Origin of the sequence: Paenibacillus oryzae (assembly GCF_001675045.1) — a bacterium.
Classification (GTDB): Bacteria; Bacillota; Bacilli; order Paenibacillales; family Paenibacillaceae; genus Pristimantibacillus; species Pristimantibacillus oryzae.
In genome coordinates, this window is the sequence record NZ_LYPA01000071.1 from 121,864 (window position 1) to 146,545 (window position 24,682).

Here is a 24,682-nt window from a genome sequence, read left to right on the forward strand (position 1 = left end):
TTCCTTTCTTGACGCTGCTGTATGGCCTATTCCTTACGGTCAACACGGGACATAACGGAAGACTTCAAGGCTTGCAGCGCTTTTTCGGCGGCAGCAGGACTCTCTTGCTTTACAGCAAAATAAACCTTGATCTTCGGTTCCGTACCTGAAGGCCTCAGACAGAACCAGGAGCCGTCCTCCAATTTATATTTCAGCACATTTTCCGGACGAAGCCCTTGCAGCCCTGCGCTGTAATCAAGCACCTCGGCAACCTTGACGCCGCCAATCTCGACAGGCGGATGGCTTCTCCAGTCATTCATAATGCCTTGAATCTGCTGCGCGCCGTCCAGTCCCTTCATCGTGCGGGACTCCTGTCCCTCCAGATAAGCGCCAAACGCGCCGTAAAGCTCCAGAAGCACATCATACAGCGTTTTGCCCTGACTGCTATAATAAGCGGCTGCTTCGCAGATCAACAAAGCGGCTACAATAGCGTCTTTATCGCGGGCATAGGTCCCTGTCAAATAGCCGTAGCTTTCCTCATAGCCAAACAGGAAGCTTTTTTCGCCCGTTTTTTCGTAAGCCGTCATTTTTTCGCCGATATATTTAAAGCCCGTCAGTGTGTTTTCCACATCAACACCAAAAGAAGCCGCAATGTCGGCGCCCATTTCGCTAGTTACGATTGTTTTAATGACGACCCCGTTATCCGGCAGACGACCTTGCTCCTTAAGCATAGTAAGCACGTAATACACCATCAGCGCGCCGGACTGATTGCCTGTCAGCACGACATATTCGCCTTCGCTATTCCGTACAACTGCGCCCATCCGGTCGGCATCGGGGTCCGTTCCGACGATAATGTCCGCATTTACCTTTTTGGCCAGCTCGATTGCCAGCGTAAACGCTTCGCGCTCCTCCGGATTTGGCGATTTAACCGTGCTGAAATAGCCGTCCGGCTGCTCCTGCTCCGCTACAATATGGACATTGCGGAAGCCCGCTCCCTCAAGCGCCTGGCGAACAGGCAAATTGCCCGTTCCATGCAGCGGCGTAAATACAACGCTGAACTTTTCTCCAAGCTCTCCTTTGAGCAAATCCGAATTCAAGCTTTGAGCAACTACCGTTTGGACATAATCCCGGTCAGCTGCTTCGTCAAGCCATACCAAAAGGCCCTGCTGTTCAGCATCTTCACGCGACAGGCGCTTCACCTCTCCAAAGCCCTCAATCGCAGCAATGGCGGCAATCACCTGCTCCGCATCCTCGGGAATCAATTGGCAGCCGTCGCTGCCATAGGCCTTGTAGCCGTTATATTCCGGCGGATTATGGCTTGCGGTAATCACAATCCCGCTGGATGCGCCAAGCGCTCTGACGGCAAAAGAAAGCTGAGGCGTAGGACGAAGCGACTTGAACAAATACGTCTTGATTCCGTTGCCGGCCAGCACAAGAGCAGAATCCAGGGCAAACTCCGGCGAGTAATTACGGGAATCATGCGCAATCACCGCGGACGGCGAAGCTTTGCCTTGAGACAACAGCCAGTTCGCCAGCCCTTGCGTCGCTTTGCCGACCGTATAGGCGTTAAGGCGGTTAGTACCGGCGCCCATTACTCCGCGCAAGCCTCCCGTGCCGAATTCCAGATCGCGATAAAAGCGGTCAGCTATCTCTTTTTCCTGCCCAGCAATGCCGCGCAGCTCCTCCTTGGTTGCATCGTCAATAAGGTTATCGTTCAGCCAAGCCTCGTAGGCAGCGGTGTGATCATTGTTTGGTTTGCTCATTGGATAGGTTCCTCCACATTAAGTTAATGATTTAAGGGTTGGTTAAAGCGAACATCAATTCGCCTTCGGCTACAACCTTGCCGTCTACTTTCGCGGTAGCCTGGCCTTTGCCGATCGATCCTTTCAGCCTCGTAATTTGCACCTCAAGCGTCAGCGTATCCCCAGGCATAACCTGCCCTCTAAAACGGAAGCCGTCAATGCCCGCAAAAAAACCAAGCTTGCCTTTGTTTGCCTCCACCATTAGCATCGCTACCGTGCCCACCTGGGCAAGCGCCTCTACAATAAGGACTCCTGGCATGACCGGGTATCTCGGGAAATGGCCGACAAAATGCGGTTCATTCATAGTCACATTTTTAATGCCAACGGCGCGTACGCCCGGTTCTACCTCCAAAATACGGTCAATCAGCAAAAAAGGCGGTCGATGGGGAATAATCTCCTGGATTTGGTTAATATCAAGCATGTTTCAAGCTCCTCTCGTCTATTCACTGGAATAAAACATGTTCATTTCAGTCACACTATACTTATCCCTCGTAAAACTGCAGTTTGCGAAGGTTAAGATAAGGGGGCTTGGCCAAGGACCTGAAGCGTCCGGGGTCAAGCCTCTTTCTGATTCTGCGGCTCCTCAGGTCCGGAGGGCCTTTCGGGCTGCGACGATTGCTTGGGGTTCAATTTCCGGTAAGCACCTGCATAAACAATGGAGGTCAGGAAAGAAAAAGCAATCACCGCCCACAAAAAGCCTTCCGCAAAGGACGCCTGGAAAAAAATAAACATAATGGCGCCATAAAGCAGCACCGTTGTCAGTTTGCCCATCCAGTTGGCCGGCACATTTTTTTTGCCTCGAAAATGAAGGATCAGCCCGCCAACAATCATGCCCAGATCACGCAGAAACAAAGCCCCCGCCGCCCACCACGAAATATGGCCGGCATAAAGAAGCGTCACAATAACTGCGATAATCATCAGCTTGTCAGCTAGCGGGTCCAGCATCTGGCCCGCAGGGGTAATCATCCCGTATCTTCTGGCAATATGTCCGTCCAGCACATCTGTAACTCCCGCCGCTATCACAACAAGAAATGCAGGAATCATATGTCCGCTGGCGAAAATGATTATGTAAACGGGGATGAGAAAAAAACGCAACGCTGTTAACATATTTGGCAGATTCAATCGCACACGCTCCTATACATTCCTGCGGAATGCCCCGCCATCGTTCCCGGTCGCAGGGACTAGCCTGCATTGTCCGGCTGTTTCAGCACCGAGAAACAATCTCTATTATAAACTACCTCCCGTCAAATGGAAACAAAGGGGCTTTCCAGGCAGCAGCCCAAAGCCCCGTTAACGCAAAAAAGCCCTCTGGAAAGCCTGAGCATCAGGCCATACAGAGAGCAGCTGCTTCTCTTCTTCTTCCTGTCGCCTTCCGGCATCAGGACTCCGCAAAAATCAGATCGTAAAGATGTTGCCAGGTAGACCATTCAAACACATCATCCTTGGACGATTTGCCCAGATATACGTACCCGATATACAAACCTGCAAGCAGCATAACAACCATTATGACAGGAACTATGCTTTTGCGAAACAGCCAAAAAGCTACCCGCGCCCAAGTCGGAAAGCGTTTTTCTTCCTCATCCTCTTCAGGCCATGTTGCCTTGGTTTCCTTGGTCCGGCTTTTAGCTTTTACTTTACTATCTCCAGCCTCGGCGCTTTTCCCTCTACCCGAATTCTTCCCTTCGCCGGGAGCGCTATCGCTGCCAGATGCGCTGTTAAGCCGTTGTCTCCGCAGATCACCGCCTGGATAGATGCCCGGATATACGCCGGTTGGACTGTCGGGCGTTCGGTTGCCTCCAGCCGCATTTCCTGTCATTCTGCCGTTGCCGGCTGATTGGCGAGGCAATTCATTCCCATTGGAATTCATCGCATCGTCGGTCATACGCATCACCTTCATTCTAGCCTACGCGCGTATCGAGTTCGCAATGCCCATCATCGTGTCGCTGGACGATAAAGCTCTTGCTGCAAGCTGATAGGCGCGTTGAACATTGATAAGCTCCGTTATCTCGTCGGACAGCTGGACATTGGATTGCTCCAGGAAGCCTTGACGCAGAGCGATTCGATTATCCGGATCAGGTGTGACTTCTTGCACAATATCATCAGGGTTCACGCCATCGGCAATAATGAACAGATTATCGGACACCGCAGTTAATGCCGCAGGCCGGGAAACCTGAAGAAGCTTGATGCTTCCAAGCTCGATGGTATTGTTGGAAGAAACGCCCAGCACCGTTCCGTCGGCATTGACGCGCAGCGAATAACCTCTTGGCACAACAATATTGCCCTCCACCAGGTTGCCGTTAGCGTCAGGCACATTAGCAACAACCGGATAACCATTTTCCGTTGCCAAAATCGTATCACCGTTTGCAGCCATCGTCAACTGGAAGGCTCCATTACGGGTATAGGCTCTTGTATTGGCATCGTCGATTGTAACCTCGAACACAGCACTACCTTCAATGGCAATGTCGGTCAAATTTTCCGTTCCCTTAAGCGGACCCTGGGATAAGTTAGGCTGAATAACAGACAGCTTAGTGCCCCAGCCCTGGTTAAAATCCAGCGCTGTCCGCCTGCCGGGCTGGTTGAAGGTCTCCGGCTGATTTTTCAGATTGGTCAGCAAATCCTCGAAGGTAACCTCTTTTTTCTTATAGCCTACCGTATTTACGTTAGCAATATTGTCAGCCATGACGTCCAGCTTTTGCTGGAGCGCATTCATGGATACCATGGCATTAATCATGGAAGCGTTCAAGACAATGCATCCTCCCCTCGTTCACTTTGTGCAAAAAGCCATGCTCAGCCTATCTTGCACGGGCTAGATTCGGCCGATTTCATTCGCCGCTTTTTGCAGGCTTTGATCGTAGAACTGAATGACCTTTTGGTTGGCCTCGTAAGCTCTCAGGGCCGCCATCAGATCCACGGCAGATTGGGCGGCATCCACATTGGAGCGTTCCACATAGCCTTGACGAACCTCAACGCGGTCTCCCGCGCCGATAAGGGCAGCTTGTCCATTATCATCCGCAAACCGGAAATTGCCGTTGCCTTCCCGTACAAGCTGATTCGGATTTTCGATCCGGGTAATCATCAACTGGTTTCCGACCGCATTGCCGTTGCCGTCCAGGAAGGTTTGGTTTTCCGTCAGCACCAGATCATCAAGCCCAACGCCGGCAGGAAGCTGGATCGGATTGCCGCCAACGTCAAGCACGTTGGAGCCGTCGCTCGCCAGCAAAAAGCCTCCGCCGTCCAGCGTAAACGCCCCGCCTCTTGTATAGCGGATTTCTCCGTTCTGGTCACGCACCGTAAAAAACGCCTGCGGCTGAAACACGGCAGTGCCGTCATCCGTAATCGCTTTGCCGGATGCGTCAAAAGCAAGGCCGTTTAGCTCCAGATTGGAAACAAGGGCAAAATCGGACGAGCGGTTGGTCTGCATCAAATCGCCTTGTACGTGAATGGACAAGCTTTCTTCCGCAAAAACGCCGCTGGTCCAGGTGCCGATCGACGCGCGTTCAGCGTTTTGCACTCCAGTCATGGAAAGCAGCATCTCCGGAAAAGAACGAGTAACCGCATTAATCTGCTTGTATCCCGGCGTATTCAGGTTGGCTATATTATTTGTAACGGTATCGTGACGGCGCTGCTGGGCAATCATGCCAGACGCAGCCGTGTACAAACCTCTCAGCATCGTTATCCTCCTGTCCTGGTTGGCAAAAGTCAGGCCTCTACTTTATATCGGACGAAATTCGGCAAGTCTGAATAGCCGCTGCATGAGACCATAGGCTTATTTCCGCCTCGGCGCGCCCCCCTAAGGCGCCCTACCCGCGAAATGCCCTGCTCCCGCTATTTTTGAAGCTTGTCCAGATTGTCCAGCAGAATGCCTGTCCCTTTCACTACGCAGTGCATGGGGTTCTCCGCTACAAGCACCGGCACCCTTAGCTCTTCTGCCAGCAAAGTATCCAGTCCGCCCAGCAGCGCTCCGCCGCCTGTCAAAATAACACCGCGGTCGATAATGTCCGCCGACAGCTCGGGAGGCGTCTGCTCCAGCACGTATTTTGCGGCCGCAACCACAGACATGACGGGATCCCTCAATGCTTCTCTTACTTCTCCGGTGCGGATCGTAACGCTTTGCGGAAGACCCGACACCATATCGCGTCCGCGGATATCGATTTCCCCGCGCGTGCCATCATCGTAAACCGAGCCTATCTTAATCTTAATATCTTCGCTGGTCCTTTCGCCGATCAGCAGCTTGTACTTATTTTTGATGTACTTCATAATGGCATCGTCAAACTTGTCGCCTGCCACCTTGATGGAGGAAGCCGTAACGATGTCGCCCATGGACAAGACGGCTACGTCCGTTGTTCCGCCTCCGATATCGACGACCATATTGCCGCTAGGCTGGAAAATATCCATTCCAGCCCCGATTGCGGCCGCCTTTGGCTCCTCCTCCAGATACACTTCCTTGGCGCCGCTTCGTTCAGCCGCCTCCCGAATCGCTTTCTGCTCCACCGACGTTATATTTGTAGGAGCGCAGATAAGGATGCGCGGACGGCTGAACCATTTGCGGCCATCAACCCGGTCAATAAACGCTTTCAACATAATTTCCGTAATTTCGAAGTCAGCAATAACGCCATCCCGAAGCGGCCTGATGGCAATAATATTGCCTGGCGTGCGCCCCACCATCCGATGGGCATCCTCGCCAACCGCCAGCACCTTCTTGCTGTCGCTTTCGATGGCAACAACCGAAGGCTCGTCAAGCACGACGCCTTTTCCTTTCACATGAATGGATACATTGGCCGTCCCAAGATCAATCCCGATATCCTTGCTCAGCATAAGGCTAAAGTCCCCCAACCAATAATGTTAATCAACGCTCATAATCGTTCCATTTGCATTATTCGCCAAAAAGGACAAAATTCCTCTATGCACGGCAAAAATAATAAATCGGCACGCAGCCCCATCGCTCCGGGACGGCCAATAGCTGCTGCAAGACTGTTCAAAAACCGCACTCCGATGCAAGGCATGTCTAGAGACATGGCCGGAGCCTTATACAGAGCATGCAAGATGCGACTTTACGCCTTCCCCGCCGCAAGCACCTCCCGCTTTTTCCCGCTGTTCTTTTTATATTTGATCTTGGTCGCTTCTCCTCCTCTCAAATGCCGGATGGATTTGTGGTATTCGAGAATGTGCTTGACCTGATCGGCCAAATCAGGGTTGATTTCCGGCAGACGTTCGGTCAAATCCTTATGCACCGTGCTTTTGGACACGCCGAACTCTTTTGCGATTGTGCGCACCGTATGCTTCGTTTCCACGATGCAGCGGCCTATTTTAATGGTTCGCTCTTTGATGTAATCGTGCACGTTCCCGCCTCCCTGCTGTAGATAGTTTGGTACAGTATATGAGGGGAGTGGGCATATATTCTTTATGTCCAAGCGTGACAAGCCTTGAAAGTGAATAATTTTTCAAAATAACAAAGCGGGCAAGGGAATAATCCCTTGCCCGCCGCGGCTTCAGCTATAGTTCTCTGGATGCAGTTATTCCGTAATATAGTCCTTCGGATTAACGGAATCTCCATTTAGGCGAGTTTCAAAGTGAAGGTGAATGCCTGTTTCGGCTTCCTGCTCGCTGCGTCCGGCCTTAGCAATGACCGTGCCCTGATTCACGCTGTCGCCTTCCTCCACTTCAACGCCGGCCAAACTGTGGTATACGGTAACCAGCCCGTTGCCATGGCTGATTTCAACAATATTACCTAACAAGGGATGGCTATCGGCCCTGGTAACCTTGCCGGACATAGCCGCCAATACATCAAAGGCGACTCCGTCGGGATGAACAAAGTCAACGCCAGTGTGCGGCGCGAAGGTTGAACCCACCTGTACGACAGCTGCCTCCTTGTCGGATTGGCTGCCTTTTTCATCATAAAAACCGACATCAACCTGCAGGTCTTCCACTTTGCTTACCGGCCACTGCATAATCTCGTTGCTTGCGACTTCCTCCACTACATTGCCATCGCCGCCGCCAACACCATTTTCCTGCTTCGTGCCCTCTTGCTGTCCGCCCTCTTGCGTCACCTCAGTGCCGTCTTCCGGAGCCGTTGTTGGCTTGGCCGGATCATTGCCCTGATAGATCCACATTAAGGTTACAATAATTGCTGCCGCAGCCATGAAGATTGCTGGAGAAACCCAACGCTTTGCGAATAGTTTCTTCAGTCCGCTGCTAGATTTGGCGGCAGATGCTCCTCCCAGACTATTTTTGGGAGTTTCTTCGGGTCTTTGCTTCCCTTTGTTTTGGTTTTGATCATTCATTAGCGATCACCTCACTAGCCATTGTTGCCATATCTAACGGCTTTATACGTGAGGCTTATCATTTTTTACGAGGATAGAGTCATTGGTAGCTTAGAAGCTTGTACGATGGAAGCTCCCGAATAATAGTGCTGCAATATATCAACCGCCGTTTTCCCTTCCTTGGCCATGCCATTAGCCCCCCATTGGCTCATTCCGACCCCATGACCCATGCCATAGGTTGTAAAGGAAATCTTTTTCCCGTCAATCTTCCAAGTGAATTGCGACGAGGCCAGACCCAGCTTCTCCCGCACCTCTCTTCCAGTAAACAAAACGCCGTTAATTTTGACCTCCTTTACCCGGTTGCCCTCCGTTTCGGAAACCAGCTTTATAACCGGCTTCCCCTTTGCCGCTTTGCCGGACAAACCCAGCTTGGCATAAAGCTCGCTCTGCCGAAGCTCCGTCTGCTGCTTATATCTCGGCGACAGCTCCTTGTCCCACGGGCTGGCTACGCTTCGCAAATAAGGAAGCTGCAGCTCCCAATACTCCTCCGAATTTTCGGTATAGCCATTGCTGGTGGAAAAAAAGGCCGCTTCAATCGGACCGCCGTTGTAGGTAATAATCAGACCTCTTGTTTCCGCAACGGCTTGCTCCAGCTTTTTGAATGGCTCCGCATCGGCTCCGCCTGGCCAGCGCTCCAAAAGCTCCTTTCTGGGAATATAGACCTGATGCTGTATTGTATTGGTTACATCTGCGCCTTTTTTCTTCAATGCCTCGTCAGAAGCGGATGAAAGCTTTCTTACAATATACGTTCTGGCCGCTATCGCCTGCGCCTTCAGCGCCTCCAGCTCGAAATCGGCCGTCATTTCCCCGGCAAGCACGCCAAGCACGTAGGTTTCCAGCGGAACCTTCTCCACCTTCTTTTTGGCGCTCAAATAAACCTTTACCTGCACCTTGTCCAGCGGCCCTGCCGCCCCGGAGGCCAGCGGCTTGGCTGCAGCAGGTTTCTCCGATGCTTGGAGGCGTCCCTCACTACCCGCGCCGTCTTCTGCTCCATCGCCGGTCGTTACCGGTTCGGATGGGCCCACCTGCTCTTTCGCAACAGCCCCTGCACGCTCACGCACGTCTTCATCCCGCAGGCCTTGTCCTCCCGATGCAGATGCTAAGCTGCGGCTAGGAATGTTATCCGCTCCGGCATTTTGTTGAATTCCTATTTCAGACCCTCTACTGATTCCGGGATGCAGCTTTGAGAGAAACCCCTCCATTCCAAATACAACACCGCCTAGCAAAATTCCGGCCATAAAAAGAAGGCTCCATTGCTTTCCGCTCATCCGCGCTCCTTTCCTCCAGCGTTTTGTATAGAAAACTCCGGCTAAAACGCTCGTTTTGATGATTGTCCGGATACTGTATTCTATGATTGCCTTTGGTAGGTTAGAATGCTATCTCCCCTAGTTGAAGAGAATTCGTGCTAGAGGCATAGAGCATCGATTTGACATAGGAAATGTTTAATTATACGATTGTTATTATGAAACATAGTTCCATTAGATGAAACAGGAGGTCGTTATGAAAGCTATAGTCGTTGATCAATTTGGCCCCATCGAGCACATGAGCTACAGGGATGTAAATATTCCAGCCTTCGGCCCGAAGCAGCTATTAATAAAAGTGGTTATAACAAGCATAAATTTTGCGGATATCAAGGCGCGCCACGGCGGAAAAGGCGCTTCGACTCCTTACATACCTGGTCTTGAGGCTGCCGGCATTGTCGCACAAGCAGGAGAAGAAGTCAGCGGATTTACAGTAGGTCAGAGGGTTTTAGCATTTCCTCAGCAGGGTACATATGCCGAATATGCCGTAGCGGACGAGGCTTTGACCTTTACCCTTCCAGAGGCGGTTACCTTTGAAATGGCGGCGGCCAGCGGCATTGTCGGTTTTTTGTCATGGAAGCTGCTTGCTGATGTAGCCTGCATGAAAAAAGGAGAAAATGTCCTCATTTATGCAGCAGCAGGTGGTGTAGGAGGCGCTTCTATTCAAATAGCCAAGTCTCTGGGCGCTGCCAGCGTCATTGGCATTGTTGGCGATGATTCAAAGCAAATAGCGGCGGAGGATGCGGGCGCCGACCATGTGCTGGTATACAGAGGAGAGGATTTTTCAGCCCAAGTTAAGGAATGGACTCAAGGCAGGGGCGCCGATATTATTCTGGATTCTGTCGGAGGTGAACTGACAACCCTGAGCATGGGCTGCCTCGCCCGCTTTGGCCGTTTGGTCGCATTCGGCAACTCCAGTGGTCAATATGGACAAATCTCAACAGCCGAGCTTCATGCCAGTTGCCGCTCTGTACTGGGCTTTAGCCTTGGCACAACAAGAAAAGAACAGCCGGAAACGTTAAGGGATACGGCCCATCACGTTTTCCGGCTGCTCCAAAACGGGCAGCTTCAAGTTCAGATCAGTCAGAAGCTCCCCCTCGCCGACGCCGCTTTGGGACATCAACTGGTGGAAAGCAGGCAAAGCACGGGAAAACTGTTGCTTCAAGTGTCAGGTTGTTGATTTGGGAAGCAGCCGAACCTCAAGCTCATAGTTTTTGCGCTCGATAGGTTCATCATGGATTTGGCGAATCAAATAATCCATGGCCGTTTTCCCCAACGTATAGATTTGCTGCGAGACTGTCGACAGCTCCGGAAAAACCATATCCATGACGATACCGTCAAAACCGATAATTTTAATTTTGTCTGGAACGGAAAGTCCCAATTCGTGAATGGCCTTTAGCGCGCCCGCCGCCATGAGATCATTGCCCGCAAAAACGCCATCCACGTCCTGATGCATCCGGTAAATCTCCTTCATGGCCTTATACCCTCCAGCTACGCTGAACCCTCCGAATGCGGTCAGGCTTGGCGTATACCAAGGCATTCCGGCACAGCTATCTTCATAGGCCAGCGCCCTCTCATAGGCAGAATGAACATGGGAAGGACCGCAAATATGGGCGATCTTTTGACAGCCGCTCTCCAGCAGATGGCGGATCGCCAGTTTGCCGCCTTCCCTGTTCGCCGCTGTAACCGACAGGATGGGATAACCGTCGTATGGCTTATCGATAGCAACGATCGGAATCGAGCGCTCCTGAAGCGCAACGATTTGCCCGGGAGAAATGGTGTAGGACGAGATCATAATGCCGTCTATCTGTTTGTTAATCAGAGCTTCAATATACATTTTTTCCTTATCGGGATTATTGTCTGTATTGCATAACACCAGCGTATATCCTCTGGCCGCCGCCTCATCTTCGGCTGCGCGCGCAAGCTCGGGAAAAAAGGGATTGAGAATATCCGGCACCATCAGAGCTACTGCGGATGTTTTTTTCCCCGCGAGGCTTCTGGCGATGGTGTTGGGTTTGTAGTTCAGCTTCTTGACGGCAGCCATGATGGCGACCTCCGCTTCCTTGCTCACATAACCGCTCTGATTGAGCAGACGCGATACGGTTGCGACTGAAACGCCGGCCAGCTTGCTGACATCTCGAATTGTCGTCATATCGGCCATTTCCTTTCAACAATCTGCAATTTACCTGGACGAAAACGTCGCTTGCCGCCCCGACAAAAAACAAGTGTGTTCACGTTTTGGGAAAACGTTAGCACACTTGTTCGGAGCAGTCAAGAATACGATGGGAATAAACTAAATCAGTTTCCGGAATCCTTGCTGACGAGCTCCAGATCTACCGGAATGGAGGCCTCTACCTGCTCGCCTTTGGCTACCTTAATTGCAGTCTGCACTGCCAAAATACCCATTTCTTCCGGCTTTTGAGCTACTGTTGCGCTAAGCGCGCCGGAAGAAACCTCCTTCAAAGCATCGTCCGTGGCGTCAAAGCCAACAACGACCACATCGGACATGCCTGCCGCCTCCAACGCCTTCAATGCGCCTAGCGCCATCTCGTCGTTGTGTGCGAATACGGCTTTAATATCCTTGCTGCCTTGAATGATATTTTCCATAACCGTCAAGCCTTTGGCACGGTCAAAATCAGCCGGCTGCTTGGCAGACACCTTGATGCCGGAGGTTTTGGCAATTTCCTCGTTAAAGCCGGCTCCGCGCTCGCGGGCAGCAGAGGAACCGGGGATGCCCTCCAGTTCGACGACATTGCCGTTACCACCCAGCTTTTCGGCAATATATTGAGCAGCAAGAGCGCCGCCCGCTTTATTGTCGGAAGCAATATGACTCACGACAGTTCCGCCATCGGAGACGCGGTCAACGGTAATAACCGGGATACCCGCAGCATTGGCGGATTGCACCGCCGGCACAATCGCCGAAGAGTCGGTCGGATTGATTATAATCACATCGACCTTTTGCTGAATCAGGTCTTCAATAGAGGAAGCCTGCTTGGCCGCATCATCCTGCGCGTCCACGACAGTCAGCTTGGCTTCTCCAGCCAGAGCCGCCCGCTCTGCGCCTTCTTTTAGCGTAACAAAAAACGGATTGCTTTGCGTGGATACAGCCAGTCCGATTGTAATGCCTTCCGTTTTGGCGGGAGTGCCGCCTTCCTCTGGCTTTGGAGAGCTTCCCGGAGCGTTAGTGGAACAGCCCGCGAGCATCATAGCAGTAATGAGGCCTACACTTGCGACTTTCAACATTTTTTTCATAGGATGACCGCCTTTTCTGTTAGTTTGTTGTTGAACATTTATGATTAGCTGCTTGTTTTCTTGCGATCCAGCAAGACGGCAAGCAGAATAACCAGCCCTTTGACCACCTGTTGATAAAAGGATGACACGCCGAGCAAATTGAGCCCGTTATTCAAAACGCCAATAATGAGCGCTCCAATCAGCGTGCCGACGATCCAGCCGCGTCCTCCTGAAAGGCTGGTGCCGCCCAATACAACAGCGGCGATGGCGTCCAGCTCATAGCCCATGCCAGCATTGGCTTGAGCCGAGTTAAGGCGCGAGGTCAGAATAATACCCGCCAGCGCGGATAAGACACCCGTCAGCGTATACACATAAACCTTGAAACGGCCGGTTTTGATGCCGGAAAGGCGTGCAGCCTCCTCGTTTCCTCCAATGGCGTAAACGTTTCTACCAAAGGTTGTTTTCCGCAATACGAAGAACAATCCCCCGAACAAAATCAGCATAAGAATGACGGGGACGGGAACGCCGAAGAAATAACCGCCGCCTATCATCGTAAACGCCTCGCTGTTAAAGCCGGTAATCGGTCTGCCGTCGGTATAGACCAGCGCCAGTCCTCGGAATATCGTCATCGTTGCCAGCGTGGCAATAAATGGCGCAATTCTGGCTTTTGTAATCAGAAGTCCGTTTATGGCGCCCATCACGCCGCCTGCCAGCACGCCGATCAAAACGGCTGTCATCGGGTCTACGCCCGCTCCCATCATGCCTGCGGTAAGCGCCCCCGACAGTGCCAATATAGCCCCTACGGACAAATCAATGCCGCCTGTCAAAATAACAAACGTCATACCAAAAGCAATTAACGCATTGATGGAAACCTGGCGAAAAATATTAAGAATATTGTTTAACGTCAAAAAGTTGGGACTTGCGATAATGAGAATGATAATAATGATGCATAGTCCGATCAGCGGACCAAGCTTTTGCAAGGCGGCTGACAACGATTTTTTATTGATGGCCATGGCCCTTTCCTCCTGTCGCGGCATACATAATGGATTCCTGGTTTATTTGTTCCTTGGAAAGCTCGGCTGCAATTCGTCCTTCATGAACAACAACGACGCGGTCGCTTACGCCAAGCACCTCCGGCAAATCGGAGGACACCATAATGATGGCTACCCCTTGCTCGCTAAGCTCGTTCATCATGCTGTAAATTTCTTTTTTGGCTCCAACATCAACGCCTCGCGTAGGCTCATCCAGAATAAAAATGCGGGGCAGCTTGCCAAGCCATTTGCCAATGGCGATTTTTTGTTGATTGCCGCCGCTTAACGACTTGACGGTTTGCTCAGAATCCCTTGCTTTAATAAGAAAGCGTTTAATCATTTGCTGGGACAAAGCCTGCTCCTTGCCATTTGAAATAATGCCGAACGGAGCAATCTGATCGTAATTGGATATCGACAGATTTTCTCGGACAGACATATCCAGCAGCAGTCCCTGATGCTTGCGATCCTCCGTTACAAAAGCAATGCCTGCTTTGATTGCGCTTGCAGGATTTTTAATATCAACCTTCTGGCCGTCGATATAAATGTCGCCCGACTTTTTACGGTCTGCCCCGAACAACAATCGCATGATTTCGGTTCGCCCCGCTCCCATCAGCCCGGCAACGCCAACAATTTCGCCAGCCTTGACCGAAAAATGAATATCCTTCAAGTTCCGTCCGTCGCTCAAGCCTTCTACCCGCAGCCGCTCTTTGCCGATAACCGATTTCCGGGCGGGATATCTTTCCCCGATTTCGCGGCCCACCATCAAGCGAACAATATGCTCAACCGTCGTTTTGGCTGTTGTTTCCGTTCCTAGAAATGCACCATCCCGAAGAACGGATATCCGGTCGCAAATAGCGAAAATTTCTTCCATGCGATGCGAGATATACACGATGCCAACTCCTTCTCTGCGAAGCTGGTCCATAATGCGGAACAACGCTTCTATTTCACGGTCGGTCAAAGCAGCCGTGGGCTCGTCCATAATAATGACCTCGGCTTTTTTGGATAAGGCTTTGCCGATTTCGATCATTTGTTGCTGCCCGATAGACAATGTTTCCGCTGGCGCTGACGGGTCCAGATCGACGTTAAGGCGGCCAAGGTATTCGCGAGTCAGCCTCGCCATTTCCTTTTCTCGCAGAATGCCTGTTTTTCCGTACGTAAGCTGCCGGCCCAGAAACATATTTTCTGCTACGGTCAGCTTGGGAATAATATTAAGCTCCTGATGAATGATAGCCACTCCGTAACGCTCGGCTTCCGTGGGATCGGCAAATGCCATCTCCCGGCCTTTAACCTTGATTACGCCTGCGTCAGACTTGTATACGCCGGTCAATATTTTCATCAGCGTTGATTTGCCGGCGCCGTTTTCGCCCATCAAAGCGTGTATTTCTCCAGGTTTAAGCCGGAACGCGGCATCCTTTAATACCTGAACGGTAGAAAACGACTTGGAGATGCCGCTCATTTCCACAAGGTATTCCATCTATGACTCCTCCTTTGCCTTTATTTCAACGGTTTATCCGAATATAACGCCCGCCTTCAAAATAATGTTGGCGTACGGCGTAGCTTCTCCCGTACGGATGACCGCTTTGGCTTGTCCCGTTAATTGCTTGAGCCTTTCATGGCTTACTTCCTGTATTTCCGTTTCTCCAAGCATGGACACCACTTGCTTTCGAAGAACGCCGTTGCGCTCCGCCATCTCACTGGCGATAACCGCTTCCTCCACTTCCATATCCCCAAGCACCGCCTCCAGCGTCTCCGCAAAAGAAGGCGTTCCCTGCTTAAGCGCCAAATCGATTCGTTTCACATGATCCGGGATAGGCAGTCCACAATCGCATATAACAATGCAATCCGTATGTCCCATCCGGGAAAGAATCGTAGATATTTCACTATTTAGTATGCCTGTTTTTTTCATCCCGATGACCTCTCGCCGTAAAAGTAATTGTATTGTTTTGCCGAACGGACTGGCCGTCCGGCAGTATCCAATAAACTAAAGCCAACATTGATTCTTCTCTTACTCCGCCATAAGGGCTTCCACCTCTGCGCGCAACGGCATGCCGCTTTGCGCGCCCAGCTTCGTTACGGACAAGGCGCTGGCCGCTACGGCAAAGGCTACAGCCTCCCCTAGCTCCGCTCCTTCGCTCAGCCTGACGGCAAGCGCACCGTTGAAGGTATCTCCCGCTCCCGTTGTGTCCACCGCCTCAACCTTGCGGCCCGGGACATGACCTTGCTCCATGCCCGATGATTTATAATAGGCCCCGTCGCTGCCCGCGGTCATGACAAGGGGATAAGGATAATCGGCTAATAGCTCGTTAAAGCCTCGTCCTCCGCTCTCCTCCCCCGTTACGATGGCAAGCTCATATTCATTGGGGGTGAGCAGATGAATTTTTTCCAGAAGCTCTTGCGGCAGCCGGGTTGCAGGCGCCGGGTTCAAAATAACGCGAACATTTAGCTCATGAGCCAAATCAATCGCCGCCTCCACCGTAGCCAGCGGGATTTCCTGCTGGATCAAAATGATGTCCGAGCCTGCGATGACATCCCGCTTGTCCATAATATCCTCCGGACGCAAGCAATGATTGGCTCCGGGAATGACGATAATCCGGTTGTCGCTGTCGCTAACGGTAATCGCAGCTATTCCCGTAGGTTTATGAGGAACCGTTTTCACATATTCCGTACGAATACCCTCGCGCTCGAGCGCCTCCTTAAGCTGCTGAGCCATAGCATCTTCGCCTACGCATCCAATCATCGTCACCTTTGCGCCTAAGCGGGCGCAAGCTACAGCCTGATTAGCTCCCTTTCCGCCTGTAAAGCTAGAGAAATCGCTTCCAATTACGGTCTCGCCTTGCCCTGGAACTACGCTTGTTTCCGTTACCATATCTATGTTCAAGCTGCCAATTACGGTAATATTCACGTTGGACATCTTGTCACTCCTCACATGGAATCATTGATGTGTGTAATCGTTTACACATTTATGTTTCTCATTTTAGCCCGCATTTCCTCCCTTGTCAATAGCACAGTCCGACCATCTGCGTACCAAAAAATGCAACAAAAAAACAGGAGTCCTTGTAGGTTTCCACAAAGTCTCCTGTTTATGTAAGGGTCTGATGGGTTACGCCCAGGTTGGCTGTACCTTCAGAACCGCAACTTCCTTTTCCCGCTTGTATGCCACTGTGGATTCCGAAGCTTTGGCAGCCACAACCGTTTGGTGAACAACGGCCGCCGGAGCTGGACTTTCCTCAACGGCAGCTTCTCCGTCTCCCTCAATCCGCCGGATGTCGGCTCCCAGGGAAGCAAGCTTGCCTGTAATATCGACATAACCACGGTCAACGTGATGAAGCCCCGTCACCTCAGTTTCACCGTCTGCGCGTAAAGCGGCGCAGATTAGCGCAGCTCCTGCACGAAGGTCGGTGGCGCAAACCTTTGCTCCTGTAAGCGGCACCCCGCCTGTCACAATAGCTGAACGCCCATCCACTTTGATGTTGGCATTCATTTTGTGAAATTCCTCCACATGCATGAAGCGATTTTCAAACACGGTCTCCGTAACCACGCTTGTGCCCTCGGATACAAGCAGCAGCGCCATCATCTGAGACTGCATATCCGTCGGAAAGCCAGGATGAGGAAGCGTTTTGACATCGACGGCTTTAAGAGGCCTGGTGGCCGTTACGCGGATTCCATTATCACTCTCCGCAATTTCCACGCCCATTTCCTGAAGCTTGGAAATAACCGGAGTCAAATGATCCGCGATAGCTCCTTCCACAAATACATCTCCGCCGGTCATGGCGGAAGCGATCATGTAGGTGCCTGCCTCCACGCGGTCGGGAATCACGTTATGGCGCGCGCCCTTGAGCCGCTCTACGCCTTCAATACGAATCATGCCCGTTCCAGCGCCGCGAACTTTGCCGCCCATCGCATTAATATAGTTGGCCAAATCCACGATTTCCGGCTCGCGGGCCGCATTTTCAATCGTCGTTGTACCGTGTGCAAGGGACGCCGCCATCATAATGTTTTCGGTCGCCCCAACGCTTGCAACATCCAGATAAATCTTTGCGCCCTTCAGGCGGCCGTTAACGGAGGCTTCGATAAAGCCCTGCCCCAATGTAATTTCGGCTCCCATCGCCTCAAAGCCCTTGAGATGCTGATCGATCGGACGGGTTCCGATGGCGCATCCGCCAGGCAGCGATATGCGTACCTTGCCGATGCGAGCCAAAAGCGGGCCCATAACGAGAAAAGAAGCTCTCATTTTGCGAATCAGCTCGTACGGCGCTTCGTAAGAAGTTATAATCGGCACCGACACGCTCATCGTTTCGTTGTTGTATGTGGTTTGCGCGCCCAGTGTCTGAAGCACGCTCTGAATCGTCATAACGTCGTCCAGGAGGGGAACGTCACAGATGACGCTGTCTCCTTCCGTCGCCAATAATGAGGCAGCCAATATGGGGAGCACTGCATTTTTAGCGCCGCTGACGCGTACTGTGCCCGTTAAACGCTGGCCTCCGCGGACGATAATTTTTGTCATCTTTGCGTTCCCTCCGCGATTGCATTTTTCTATTTCAATAGTTTATCGCCAATCATTTTTTTCGGTAAGAGCCAAGCTCCAAACAACCACTAACCTTCATCTTAACATCTGATGGCAATAATCGACAAGAGTAAAATAAATTCCATTTATTTACCCCAAGCCTGGCCGTATTACTCCCATTGTTGACATGTTTCGCTGTTGTTATTCGACAAAGTTCCTCAGCATGGCCGTATAGTCCATATACTGCAGAAAAAACTGAGCGATGGCATGGCCAAATACAATTGCGATCAGCACCTGGCACATTCTGGCCCTGGCATTGCGGGGATGGCGAAAAATGGCCTCCCATTTCACTTCTTTAATCAGCACCCATGACAGCACGATGGCCAGCAGCTCAACCGTGATTGCAAACAAGCCGCTTATGCCCTCAAATGCAAACCAGCCGCCTTCTGCCGCAAACAAAACAGGCTCCATTAGGTCTCAGGTCCTCCAATTCTTAACTATTCTTATAGTATCGGAACAACAATGCGGAAAATGAAGCTCTGCTAGCCTGGCCGACCGGCTTAAACAGGTTAGGCTGAACGCCGCTGAGCTTGCCGTCATTTTTCATTGCGCGAAGCATCGGCGCATACCAATCCGTTGCCGATACGTCCGCAAACGGGCGAATGCTTGAGATTTGCGGCTTGATGCCTTTGGCCTTGCCGATCATGACGGCCATTTCGGCCCGAGTCACAGCCTGATCCGGGCGGAAGGTGCCGTCCGGGAAGCCGGTTACCCAGCCTTGCTGTACACCCTTGCTTATAGAGTCGGCTGCCCAATGAGAGCTTTGGACATCCTTAAAGGCCGCCCGCGCTGTTACTCCAGTGGATAAAGGCTTAAAGGCCTTGGCAATCATAGCTACAGCTTCGGCCCTTGTAATGGTGCGGTCGGGAGCGAAGCGGTAGTTGCCGACGCCGTTAATAATGCCGTCGCGGGAAAGAGCCGTTATTTCATCTTTGGCCCAATGATCACCAATATCCCTGAATCCCGACTCCAACTCCTCCACCATAACCTTTAAACGGTAATACTGATCATGAAACACTCCGTCCGCCGTGAGCTTGACATAATAAACGCCTGCCTGCAAAACCAATTCCTTGCTCTGAAGACGGCCGGATGAACTCGTATTGGATGAAATCAACGGGCGCATCTGTTTGTCGTAGCCGTCCACTCGAAGCGATACACTTGTCGGAACATCCGTCACGCTGAGGCTAACCACGCTTTCTTTGGATAGACGGAATTGGAACCAGTCTGTATCGCTAGCCTTGTCAATGACGCCTAAATATTCGCTGCCGGGTCTCATCATAATGGCCTCGTAGCTTTTGTCATTAGGTTCATTCGGGTCGGTCAGCTGAGGCTTGAAATCAATTTTGAGATTGTAGACGCCCGTTACAGGACTGGCATCCAGGGAAATGGCATTATGAACACGAATATAATATTTGCCAGGTGTGACGGATATGACTGGCGTTACTTCCGTGCCGCCTTCTCCATGATCGTCATACAGCACAAGCGACTGCCCTTCGCGCTGCAAGGACAATCCCGCATCCATTCTGGCAGTGCTGACGCTTACGGAAAGCTGCAGCTTGCCAGCTTGCTTAAACTCCATCACATACCAGTCCCGATCAGCTGTTTGGTGGAAGTTTCCTAGAATCGTTGCGTTTTTTGGCTGTAGCACGGCGGCGTCGGCCATACGGTCATTGGGCTCAAAAGCATCTGGCGCAATACCGAAGGTAGAGACCAAGCTGTAAGCAAGCGGCAAGCTTTGATTGGGATTGCCAAAGCTCACTTTGATGTGCTGCTTGCCTTTTTTCACATCAAAAGCAACGGATTTGCTGCTTAGCCGGGCATCCTCAGACCGCTGCAGCTGACCGCCTGCATAATGTGAAATACGAACGGCGGGCATCGTTTGTTTAACAGCTAACAGCCCTTCGAAATCAAGGGTCAGCTTGCCATCGTAAGGCGCATCGATAACAAACCAATCCTCGTCCTTGGATGATGACAGCTCAGCCAAAAGCTGTGTTCCTAGCGGGAATACAGACGCTGTCGAAAGTGTATTGTTAGGCTCGTATGCATCGGCTTCCAGCTGCTCCTGTATCGCCTTATCAATCTGAATCAGGCCATAGCCCGATTGTTGGTCAACGCCAGCAGCTCCCGGGCTTTTTGCCGTTTGACGCAGCAAGGCTCTTATTTGCGCCGGTGAAAAATCGGGATTCCTCCCCCAGGCAAGAGCAGCAGCAGCAGCAACCTGCGGAGCTGCCATGGAGGTGCCCTCTTCCTTCTTATAACCCCCGCCCAGCGCCGTTGTATACACATTCCATGGCGCAATCAAATCCAGCTCCGGCCCAGTATTGGAACGTCCATCCGGAGCGCCTCCCGGCTTGGCCCCTCCCACCGCAAGCACGGTCGGGTAAGCCGCAGGGTATTTGACGGAAGCCTTTGAACCTAGCGAAACGCCGTCATTGCCGGATGAAGCAACAAGTAAAACTCCTTTATTTTCAGCATATTTAACGATGTCCATCATGTAGGGAGAATAGCGGTAAAGGCCCACCGACATAATAATGATTTTGGCGTCTTTACGAATGGCTTGAAGAATGCCTTCGCCCAAATCCTTTTCGGTGCCGTCGCCCCATTTGTCCAGCGCTTTGACCGGCATGATGCTGGCCTTCCAAAGCACGCCGGAAACGCCAACGCCATTATTGCCCACAGCCCCCACTACGCCAGCCACGCTGGTTCCGTGGCCGTTATCGTCCTGAGGCTCTTTTTGAGGGTCAATGAGGTTGATGCCGGGAACCAGATTATCGGCCAAATCAGGATGATTCAAATCTACTCCCGTATCGATCAAGGCTATGGTCAAATCGGTATTGCCGGTTAATTGCTCCCAAGCCTTCAAAGCGCCGATTTCACGTAAATAGGCTTGCCGCGATAGCTCGGGATCATTAGCTTTACCCGTATTCTGCTCAGCCTTTGCAGCTTGGGCCGCCGAAGGCGACGGCGATTCGCCTGCCGTCTGCACGGTCACGCCCCGCTCCTCAGAGCCTGAAAGGGGATCATCAGCAGCGGCGGCAGACAGGGAGTCGGACTTTTTGTCATCAGTGCCGGCCTCCGTTCCCTTTTCGCCGCCTTCGTTTGAAACGGCTGATGAGGCAGACGAGCTGGCGGCTTCGGGTGACGCGGTTGACTTGGCAGAGGAATTGGCAGCTTCGGTTGCTGCTGTCCGGCCGTTGGACAAACTGCCGGCTTCTTTTGAAGGAGCTGACACATTGGACGAATCCATATGTACCGTTGAAGGAGCCTCGCCTACATAGGATACCCCATCCGTTGCGTCCTCATCATCAATCAAGCTGTCCGATGCAGGCGCAAGACCGGAATTTGTCCGTTCCTCCGCCCCTGCCGATGGTGCCGGTGCGGGAGACAGGATGTGCACCATATTGTTCGGGTGCACATATGACACCCCGGCCTCGCCGCGCAGCCCGCTCAGCCATTCCTCGATGTCCACGCCAGCATCGGCGGGACGCACCAGCTCCACCGCCGTTTCACTCTGGCGGTGCAGCACCTCGACCCCGCGCAGCTCCCGCGCCTGCTCGGGGTCGGCCCATTTCAGCAGCCAGCTTTGCGGCTGCTGCGATACGCCCGCGGCGCCCTGCGCGGGCGGCTCTTCTACGCCCGCGACGCTCTGCGCGGGCGACACAATTGCCGGAGCAGGAGCTCCGGCAGCCCTTACCGCCGGCGCAAAGCCGGCTGGTGACAGGCTGCCGAGCGCTATGCTCCACAGCAGCAGCGCAGGCAGCGCGCGCCGGAGGCCTTTGCGCGCCGCCTGCGGCAGGCGAGAAGCGCCCCGAGCCGATGCCGGGGGCGCAAACGATCGCCGCCAGCTTGCGGCGGCGGCATCAATGCCGGACGTTTCGTCCGGCCGCAATTTTTTTTTAAACAGTAAGCCAAAATGTATATTCATTGTGATTCTGCCTTTGCGAAACGTATTTCATCAAAAAACCTCTATAGGGGTCTCTAGATGATAGGCGACCGTGTCTAGAAGTGGGTTTAACGCCAAAATGAATGTGATTTTTATTTGCTCATCAAAAAATTACTGCTAGAGTAATAATTCGATTGAACGGCAAGCAAACCCTTCTTTTTTTCATGAAAAAACGCTCATCCGGCAAAAAACGACAATCCGCCCCGCTTTCTAGGCCTCTTTTGTTATAAGCTTCGTGCAGCGCTCCCCATTTAAGACCGTAGCAGCCCACATTTTTTCAATAAAAACGGTTCAAAACAAATATCAATGCATGAATCACAGATAGAAATATGTTGACTGTTCGTCCAAACAGTTTTAAGATAGAGACAATTAATTTGACTGTTCAACCAAACAGTATTGGAGCGTGAACAAAATGACCAAAACACAATCTGACAACCAGGACCAGCGAAGAAATGCCATATTGGAGGCAGCGTTTTCTTTATTCGGACAGGTGGGTTATACAAAGGCGACCATGAAGGATATCGCAGCCAAGGCAGGCGTGGCGCAGGGATTAATCGGATACCATTTCAGCACAAAAGAAACGCTGCTGGTGGAGGTGGTTAAAGAGTGGATGATCAACAGAGGGCTGAAGGAGGCTTTTGCAAAGCTTGATTTTCACGTTTCACCCTCGGAGCTTCTCCAGCAAGGGCTCCTGCATGTCGTTACCTTTCGGAAAGAAAACCCGGAGTGGTTTACTCTGCTAATCAGCCTTTGGACAGAGAGTGTAAGCAATGAAAAGCTGGCCAATGAGGTGCGTGAGCTGTACAAGGAAATGAAAGCAAGCATCATTGTCATAATTAATTCTTTAGAGCTTGAGCTGAGCCCTGGAGAAAAAGAAACATTGGCGTCGCTCTTCCAGGCTATTTTTGACGGGTTAACCCTGCAATCACCATTGCTGCTATCTCCTGAGCCTCTTTCCTACGAGCAGGTATCGCAGGGTATAGGCTGGATGCTTGACGGAATCAGAAGCCATTCACAGAAAAAAGGAGACTAGATTATGACTAATAAACTGATTAGATTTGAAGGGCTACTTGTGCTGATAGCAGGAACCTATATGTATTTTGCCAGCGGATACCATTGGCTCGCTTATGCGCTCTTGCTGCTGGCGCCCGACCTTTCGATCCTCGGTTACGCCATCAGCAAAAAGGCAGGAGCCCGTATCTATAACGCAGTTCACACGATTACCACGCCTTTGCTGTTATTGCTGGCAGGCTTTGTTTTTTCCATAGATGTCCTCCTGATGCTCGGCTTCATCTGGATAGCCCATATCGGTATGGACCGGATGGCAGGTTATGGCTTAAAATACGAATCTGATTTTAAAGAAACCCACATCCAAAGGATCTGATAGAATCGTAAGCCTTGACGGCATTTCAGCCTGGAATTAGCCGCCCCCTTCACTCTCCAATTGAGCAAGGGGGCAAATTCCTCTTGAGGTTTTACAATAAAAAAGGTTACATACGTTGGTTCCCCAATAACGCCTCTACCTCGCCAAGCGTAGGCAAAGCATCAATAGCGCCGGCCTTTGTTGCAGTTGCCGCTCCCGTTGCATTGGCGAAGGCCAGCCATTCCGCTGCTGTTTTCCGATCCAGAGCAGACAGTCCGGCGCCCTCCTGCTGAAGCCTATACAGCAAACCTCCGATAAAGGAGTCCCCCGCTCCCGTCGTATCGGCAACCTCCACCTTAAAGCCGGACACGGTTACGCTATCGCCTGATTTAGAAAACCATGTAGCGCCTTCCGCCCCGCGAGTATAAATGATATGCTTTACGTCGCCAACAAACAAGGACCGAATGGCCTCTGCTTCATCGCTGATTCCGGTTATAAAACCTAATTCCTCGTCGCTTACCTTCACCATATCGGCAAGAGGCAAAAAGGCCAGAATGGCCTCCCGGCATGCCTCCTCGCTTGTCCATAGCGGCAGACGCACGTTTGGATCAAAGCTAATTATGCCGCCTTGCTGCTTCATCAGGGCAATCGCTTTTTTGTGAGCATATTTCACAGGAGCTTCTATTAAATCCACGGAGCAGAAATGGAGCATGTCGCCAGCAGCAAACCAATTTTCCCCGATATGGCTTTCCGACAAAAGCATATCCGCGCTAGGGTTGCGATAGAACGAAAAGTCCCGGTTGCCGTCTTCCTTCAGGCTTACAAAAGCCAGGGCCGTTCCAGCTTCCCGTGTGCGGAATACATGAGTCACATCGACATGGGCAGCCTCCAGCGTCTCCACCAGATGGTCGCCGAACGCATCTTCTCCCACCATGCCAATAAACGCCGATTCTCCGCCAAGCATCGCTACCGCGCAAGCCACATTTGCGGGGGCTCCGCCAGCCGCTCTGGCAAAGCTGCCAACATCCTTGAGCTGCGCTCCTTTACGGTCCGGTATAAAATCAATAAGCGCTTCTCCAATCGTAAAAACCTTAGCCATTGCTTCCCCGCCTCCTTTTATTTTTCTATACCCTTCCCTTCGTCATGCC

Annotated in this window: 23 protein-coding genes; 3 read left to right on the forward strand and 20 right to left on the reverse strand. The window is 51.8% G+C overall.

The features are described 5' to 3' along the window. Nucleotides 1-26: 26 nt before the first annotated feature. The 10 genes from A7K91_RS20005 to spoIID all read right to left on the reverse strand — a co-directional run bounded on the left by A7K91_RS20005 (nucleotide 27) and on the right by spoIID (nucleotide 9,369). Nucleotides 27-1,742 carry a phospho-sugar mutase gene (locus A7K91_RS20005; protein ID WP_068686037.1) on the reverse strand — a complete coding sequence of 572 codons (1,716 nt, stop codon included), beginning with the start codon at nucleotides 1,740-1,742 and terminating at the stop codon, nucleotides 27-29. Nucleotides 1,743-1,773: 31 nt separating this feature from the next. Beyond that, nucleotides 1,774-2,202 (reverse strand): 3-hydroxyacyl-ACP dehydratase FabZ, encoded by a 429-nt coding sequence (gene fabZ / locus A7K91_RS20010; RefSeq protein WP_068686039.1) that lies wholly within the window; start codon nucleotides 2,200-2,202, stop codon nucleotides 1,774-1,776. A gap of 134 nt (nucleotides 2,203-2,336) precedes the next feature. Then, nucleotides 2,337-2,903 (reverse strand): CDP-alcohol phosphatidyltransferase family protein, encoded by a 567-nt coding sequence (locus tag A7K91_RS20015; protein ID WP_082967608.1) that lies wholly within the window; start codon nucleotides 2,901-2,903, stop codon nucleotides 2,337-2,339. 256 nt (nucleotides 2,904-3,159) lie between these two features. Then, nucleotides 3,160-3,663 (reverse strand): DNA-directed RNA polymerase subunit beta, encoded by a 504-nt coding sequence (locus A7K91_RS26200; protein WP_169833434.1) that lies wholly within the window; start codon nucleotides 3,661-3,663, stop codon nucleotides 3,160-3,162. A gap of 21 nt (nucleotides 3,664-3,684) precedes the next feature. Next, entirely contained in the window at nucleotides 3,685-4,524 is an 840-nt protein-coding gene (locus tag A7K91_RS20025) for a flagellar hook-basal body protein (RefSeq protein ID WP_068686041.1), read from the reverse strand. A gap of 63 nt (nucleotides 4,525-4,587) precedes the next feature. Beyond that, nucleotides 4,588-5,451 carry a flagellar hook-basal body protein gene (locus A7K91_RS20030; RefSeq protein ID WP_068686043.1) on the reverse strand — a complete coding sequence of 288 codons (864 nt, stop codon included), beginning with the start codon at nucleotides 5,449-5,451 and terminating at the stop codon, nucleotides 4,588-4,590. Between the two features lie 155 nt (nucleotides 5,452-5,606). Then, complete coding sequence (gene mreB, locus A7K91_RS20035; RefSeq protein ID WP_068686045.1) at nucleotides 5,607-6,596, reverse strand: rod shape-determining protein MreB; 990 nt, start codon at nucleotides 6,594-6,596, stop codon at nucleotides 5,607-5,609. Between the two features lie 236 nt (nucleotides 6,597-6,832). After that, nucleotides 6,833-7,120 (reverse strand): sporulation transcriptional regulator SpoIIID, encoded by a 288-nt coding sequence (gene spoIIID / locus A7K91_RS20040; RefSeq protein WP_068686047.1) that lies wholly within the window; start codon nucleotides 7,118-7,120, stop codon nucleotides 6,833-6,835. Nucleotides 7,121-7,294: 174 nt separating this feature from the next. After that, nucleotides 7,295-8,062: a M23 family metallopeptidase gene (locus A7K91_RS20045; RefSeq protein ID WP_068686049.1), complete on the reverse strand. Its 768-nt coding sequence runs from the start codon at nucleotides 8,060-8,062 to the stop codon at nucleotides 7,295-7,297. Nucleotides 8,063-8,127: 65 nt separating this feature from the next. After that, nucleotides 8,128-9,369, reverse strand: coding sequence for a stage II sporulation protein D (spoIID, locus tag A7K91_RS20050; protein WP_245697701.1), 1,242 nt, complete (start codon nucleotides 9,367-9,369; stop codon nucleotides 8,128-8,130). Nucleotides 9,370-9,601: 232 nt separating this feature from the next. Here spoIID and A7K91_RS20055 point away from each other — a divergent pair, with 232 nt between their 5' ends. Then, nucleotides 9,602-10,582, forward strand: a complete 981-nt coding sequence (locus A7K91_RS20055) for a quinone oxidoreductase family protein (protein WP_068686051.1) — start codon at nucleotides 9,602-9,604, stop codon at nucleotides 10,580-10,582. Here the strand turns inward: A7K91_RS20055 and A7K91_RS20060 are convergent. From A7K91_RS20060 to A7K91_RS20100, 9 genes are all read right to left on the reverse strand, one after another. Further along, nucleotides 10,571-11,554, reverse strand: a complete 984-nt coding sequence (locus A7K91_RS20060; protein ID WP_068686052.1) for a LacI family DNA-binding transcriptional regulator — start codon at nucleotides 11,552-11,554, stop codon at nucleotides 10,571-10,573. The two genes, A7K91_RS20055 and A7K91_RS20060, sit on opposite strands and share 12 nt — an antisense overlap. 146 nt (nucleotides 11,555-11,700) lie before the next feature. Then, complete coding sequence (rbsB, locus tag A7K91_RS20065) at nucleotides 11,701-12,654, reverse strand: ribose ABC transporter substrate-binding protein RbsB (RefSeq protein ID WP_068686054.1); 954 nt, start codon at nucleotides 12,652-12,654, stop codon at nucleotides 11,701-11,703. Nucleotides 12,655-12,698: 44 nt separating this feature from the next. Continuing rightward, on the reverse strand, nucleotides 12,699-13,646 hold the full coding sequence (locus A7K91_RS20070; protein ID WP_068686055.1) for an ABC transporter permease subunit: 948 nt from the start codon (nucleotides 13,644-13,646) through the stop codon (nucleotides 12,699-12,701). Next, nucleotides 13,633-15,138: a sugar ABC transporter ATP-binding protein gene (locus A7K91_RS20075; protein ID WP_068686057.1), complete on the reverse strand. Its 1,506-nt coding sequence runs from the start codon at nucleotides 15,136-15,138 to the stop codon at nucleotides 13,633-13,635. The genes A7K91_RS20070 and A7K91_RS20075 overlap by 14 nt, the downstream gene beginning before the upstream one ends. Before the next feature lie 33 nt (nucleotides 15,139-15,171). Next, nucleotides 15,172-15,570: a D-ribose pyranase gene (gene rbsD, locus A7K91_RS20080; RefSeq protein ID WP_068686059.1), complete on the reverse strand. Its 399-nt coding sequence runs from the start codon at nucleotides 15,568-15,570 to the stop codon at nucleotides 15,172-15,174. 99 nt (nucleotides 15,571-15,669) lie between these two features. Then, nucleotides 15,670-16,575 carry a ribokinase gene (gene rbsK / locus A7K91_RS20085; RefSeq protein WP_068686061.1) on the reverse strand — a complete coding sequence of 302 codons (906 nt, stop codon included), beginning with the start codon at nucleotides 16,573-16,575 and terminating at the stop codon, nucleotides 15,670-15,672. A gap of 189 nt (nucleotides 16,576-16,764) precedes the next feature. After that, nucleotides 16,765-18,168, reverse strand: a complete 1,404-nt coding sequence (murA, locus tag A7K91_RS20090; RefSeq protein WP_068686064.1) for a UDP-N-acetylglucosamine 1-carboxyvinyltransferase — start codon at nucleotides 18,166-18,168, stop codon at nucleotides 16,765-16,767. A 201-nt stretch (nucleotides 18,169-18,369) separates the two neighbouring features. Next, on the reverse strand, nucleotides 18,370-18,639 hold the full coding sequence (locus tag A7K91_RS20095) for a DUF1146 family protein (RefSeq protein ID WP_068686065.1): 270 nt from the start codon (nucleotides 18,637-18,639) through the stop codon (nucleotides 18,370-18,372). 22 nt (nucleotides 18,640-18,661) lie between these two features. Continuing rightward, a complete protein-coding gene (locus tag A7K91_RS20100; RefSeq protein ID WP_156739707.1) occupies nucleotides 18,662-22,153 on the reverse strand; it encodes a S8 family serine peptidase in 3,492 nt (1,163 codons plus the stop codon). Nucleotides 22,154-22,583: 430 nt separating this feature from the next. On the opposite strand from A7K91_RS20100, the gene A7K91_RS20105 reads away from it, so the two are divergent. After that, nucleotides 22,584-23,204 (forward strand): TetR/AcrR family transcriptional regulator, encoded by a 621-nt coding sequence (locus A7K91_RS20105; protein WP_068686067.1) that lies wholly within the window; start codon nucleotides 22,584-22,586, stop codon nucleotides 23,202-23,204. A 3-nt stretch (nucleotides 23,205-23,207) separates the two neighbouring features. Further along, the gene (locus A7K91_RS20110) at nucleotides 23,208-23,555 is read left to right on the forward strand and encodes a DUF4260 domain-containing protein (protein ID WP_068686069.1); all 348 of its coding nucleotides are present in this window, start codon (nucleotides 23,208-23,210) and stop codon (nucleotides 23,553-23,555) included. Nucleotides 23,556-23,661: 106 nt separating this feature from the next. Here the strand turns inward: A7K91_RS20110 and A7K91_RS20115 are convergent, their stop codons facing one another. Next, nucleotides 23,662-24,633, reverse strand: coding sequence for a carbohydrate kinase family protein (locus A7K91_RS20115; RefSeq protein ID WP_068686071.1), 972 nt, complete (start codon nucleotides 24,631-24,633; stop codon nucleotides 23,662-23,664). Between the last annotated feature and the right edge of the window lie 49 nt (nucleotides 24,634-24,682).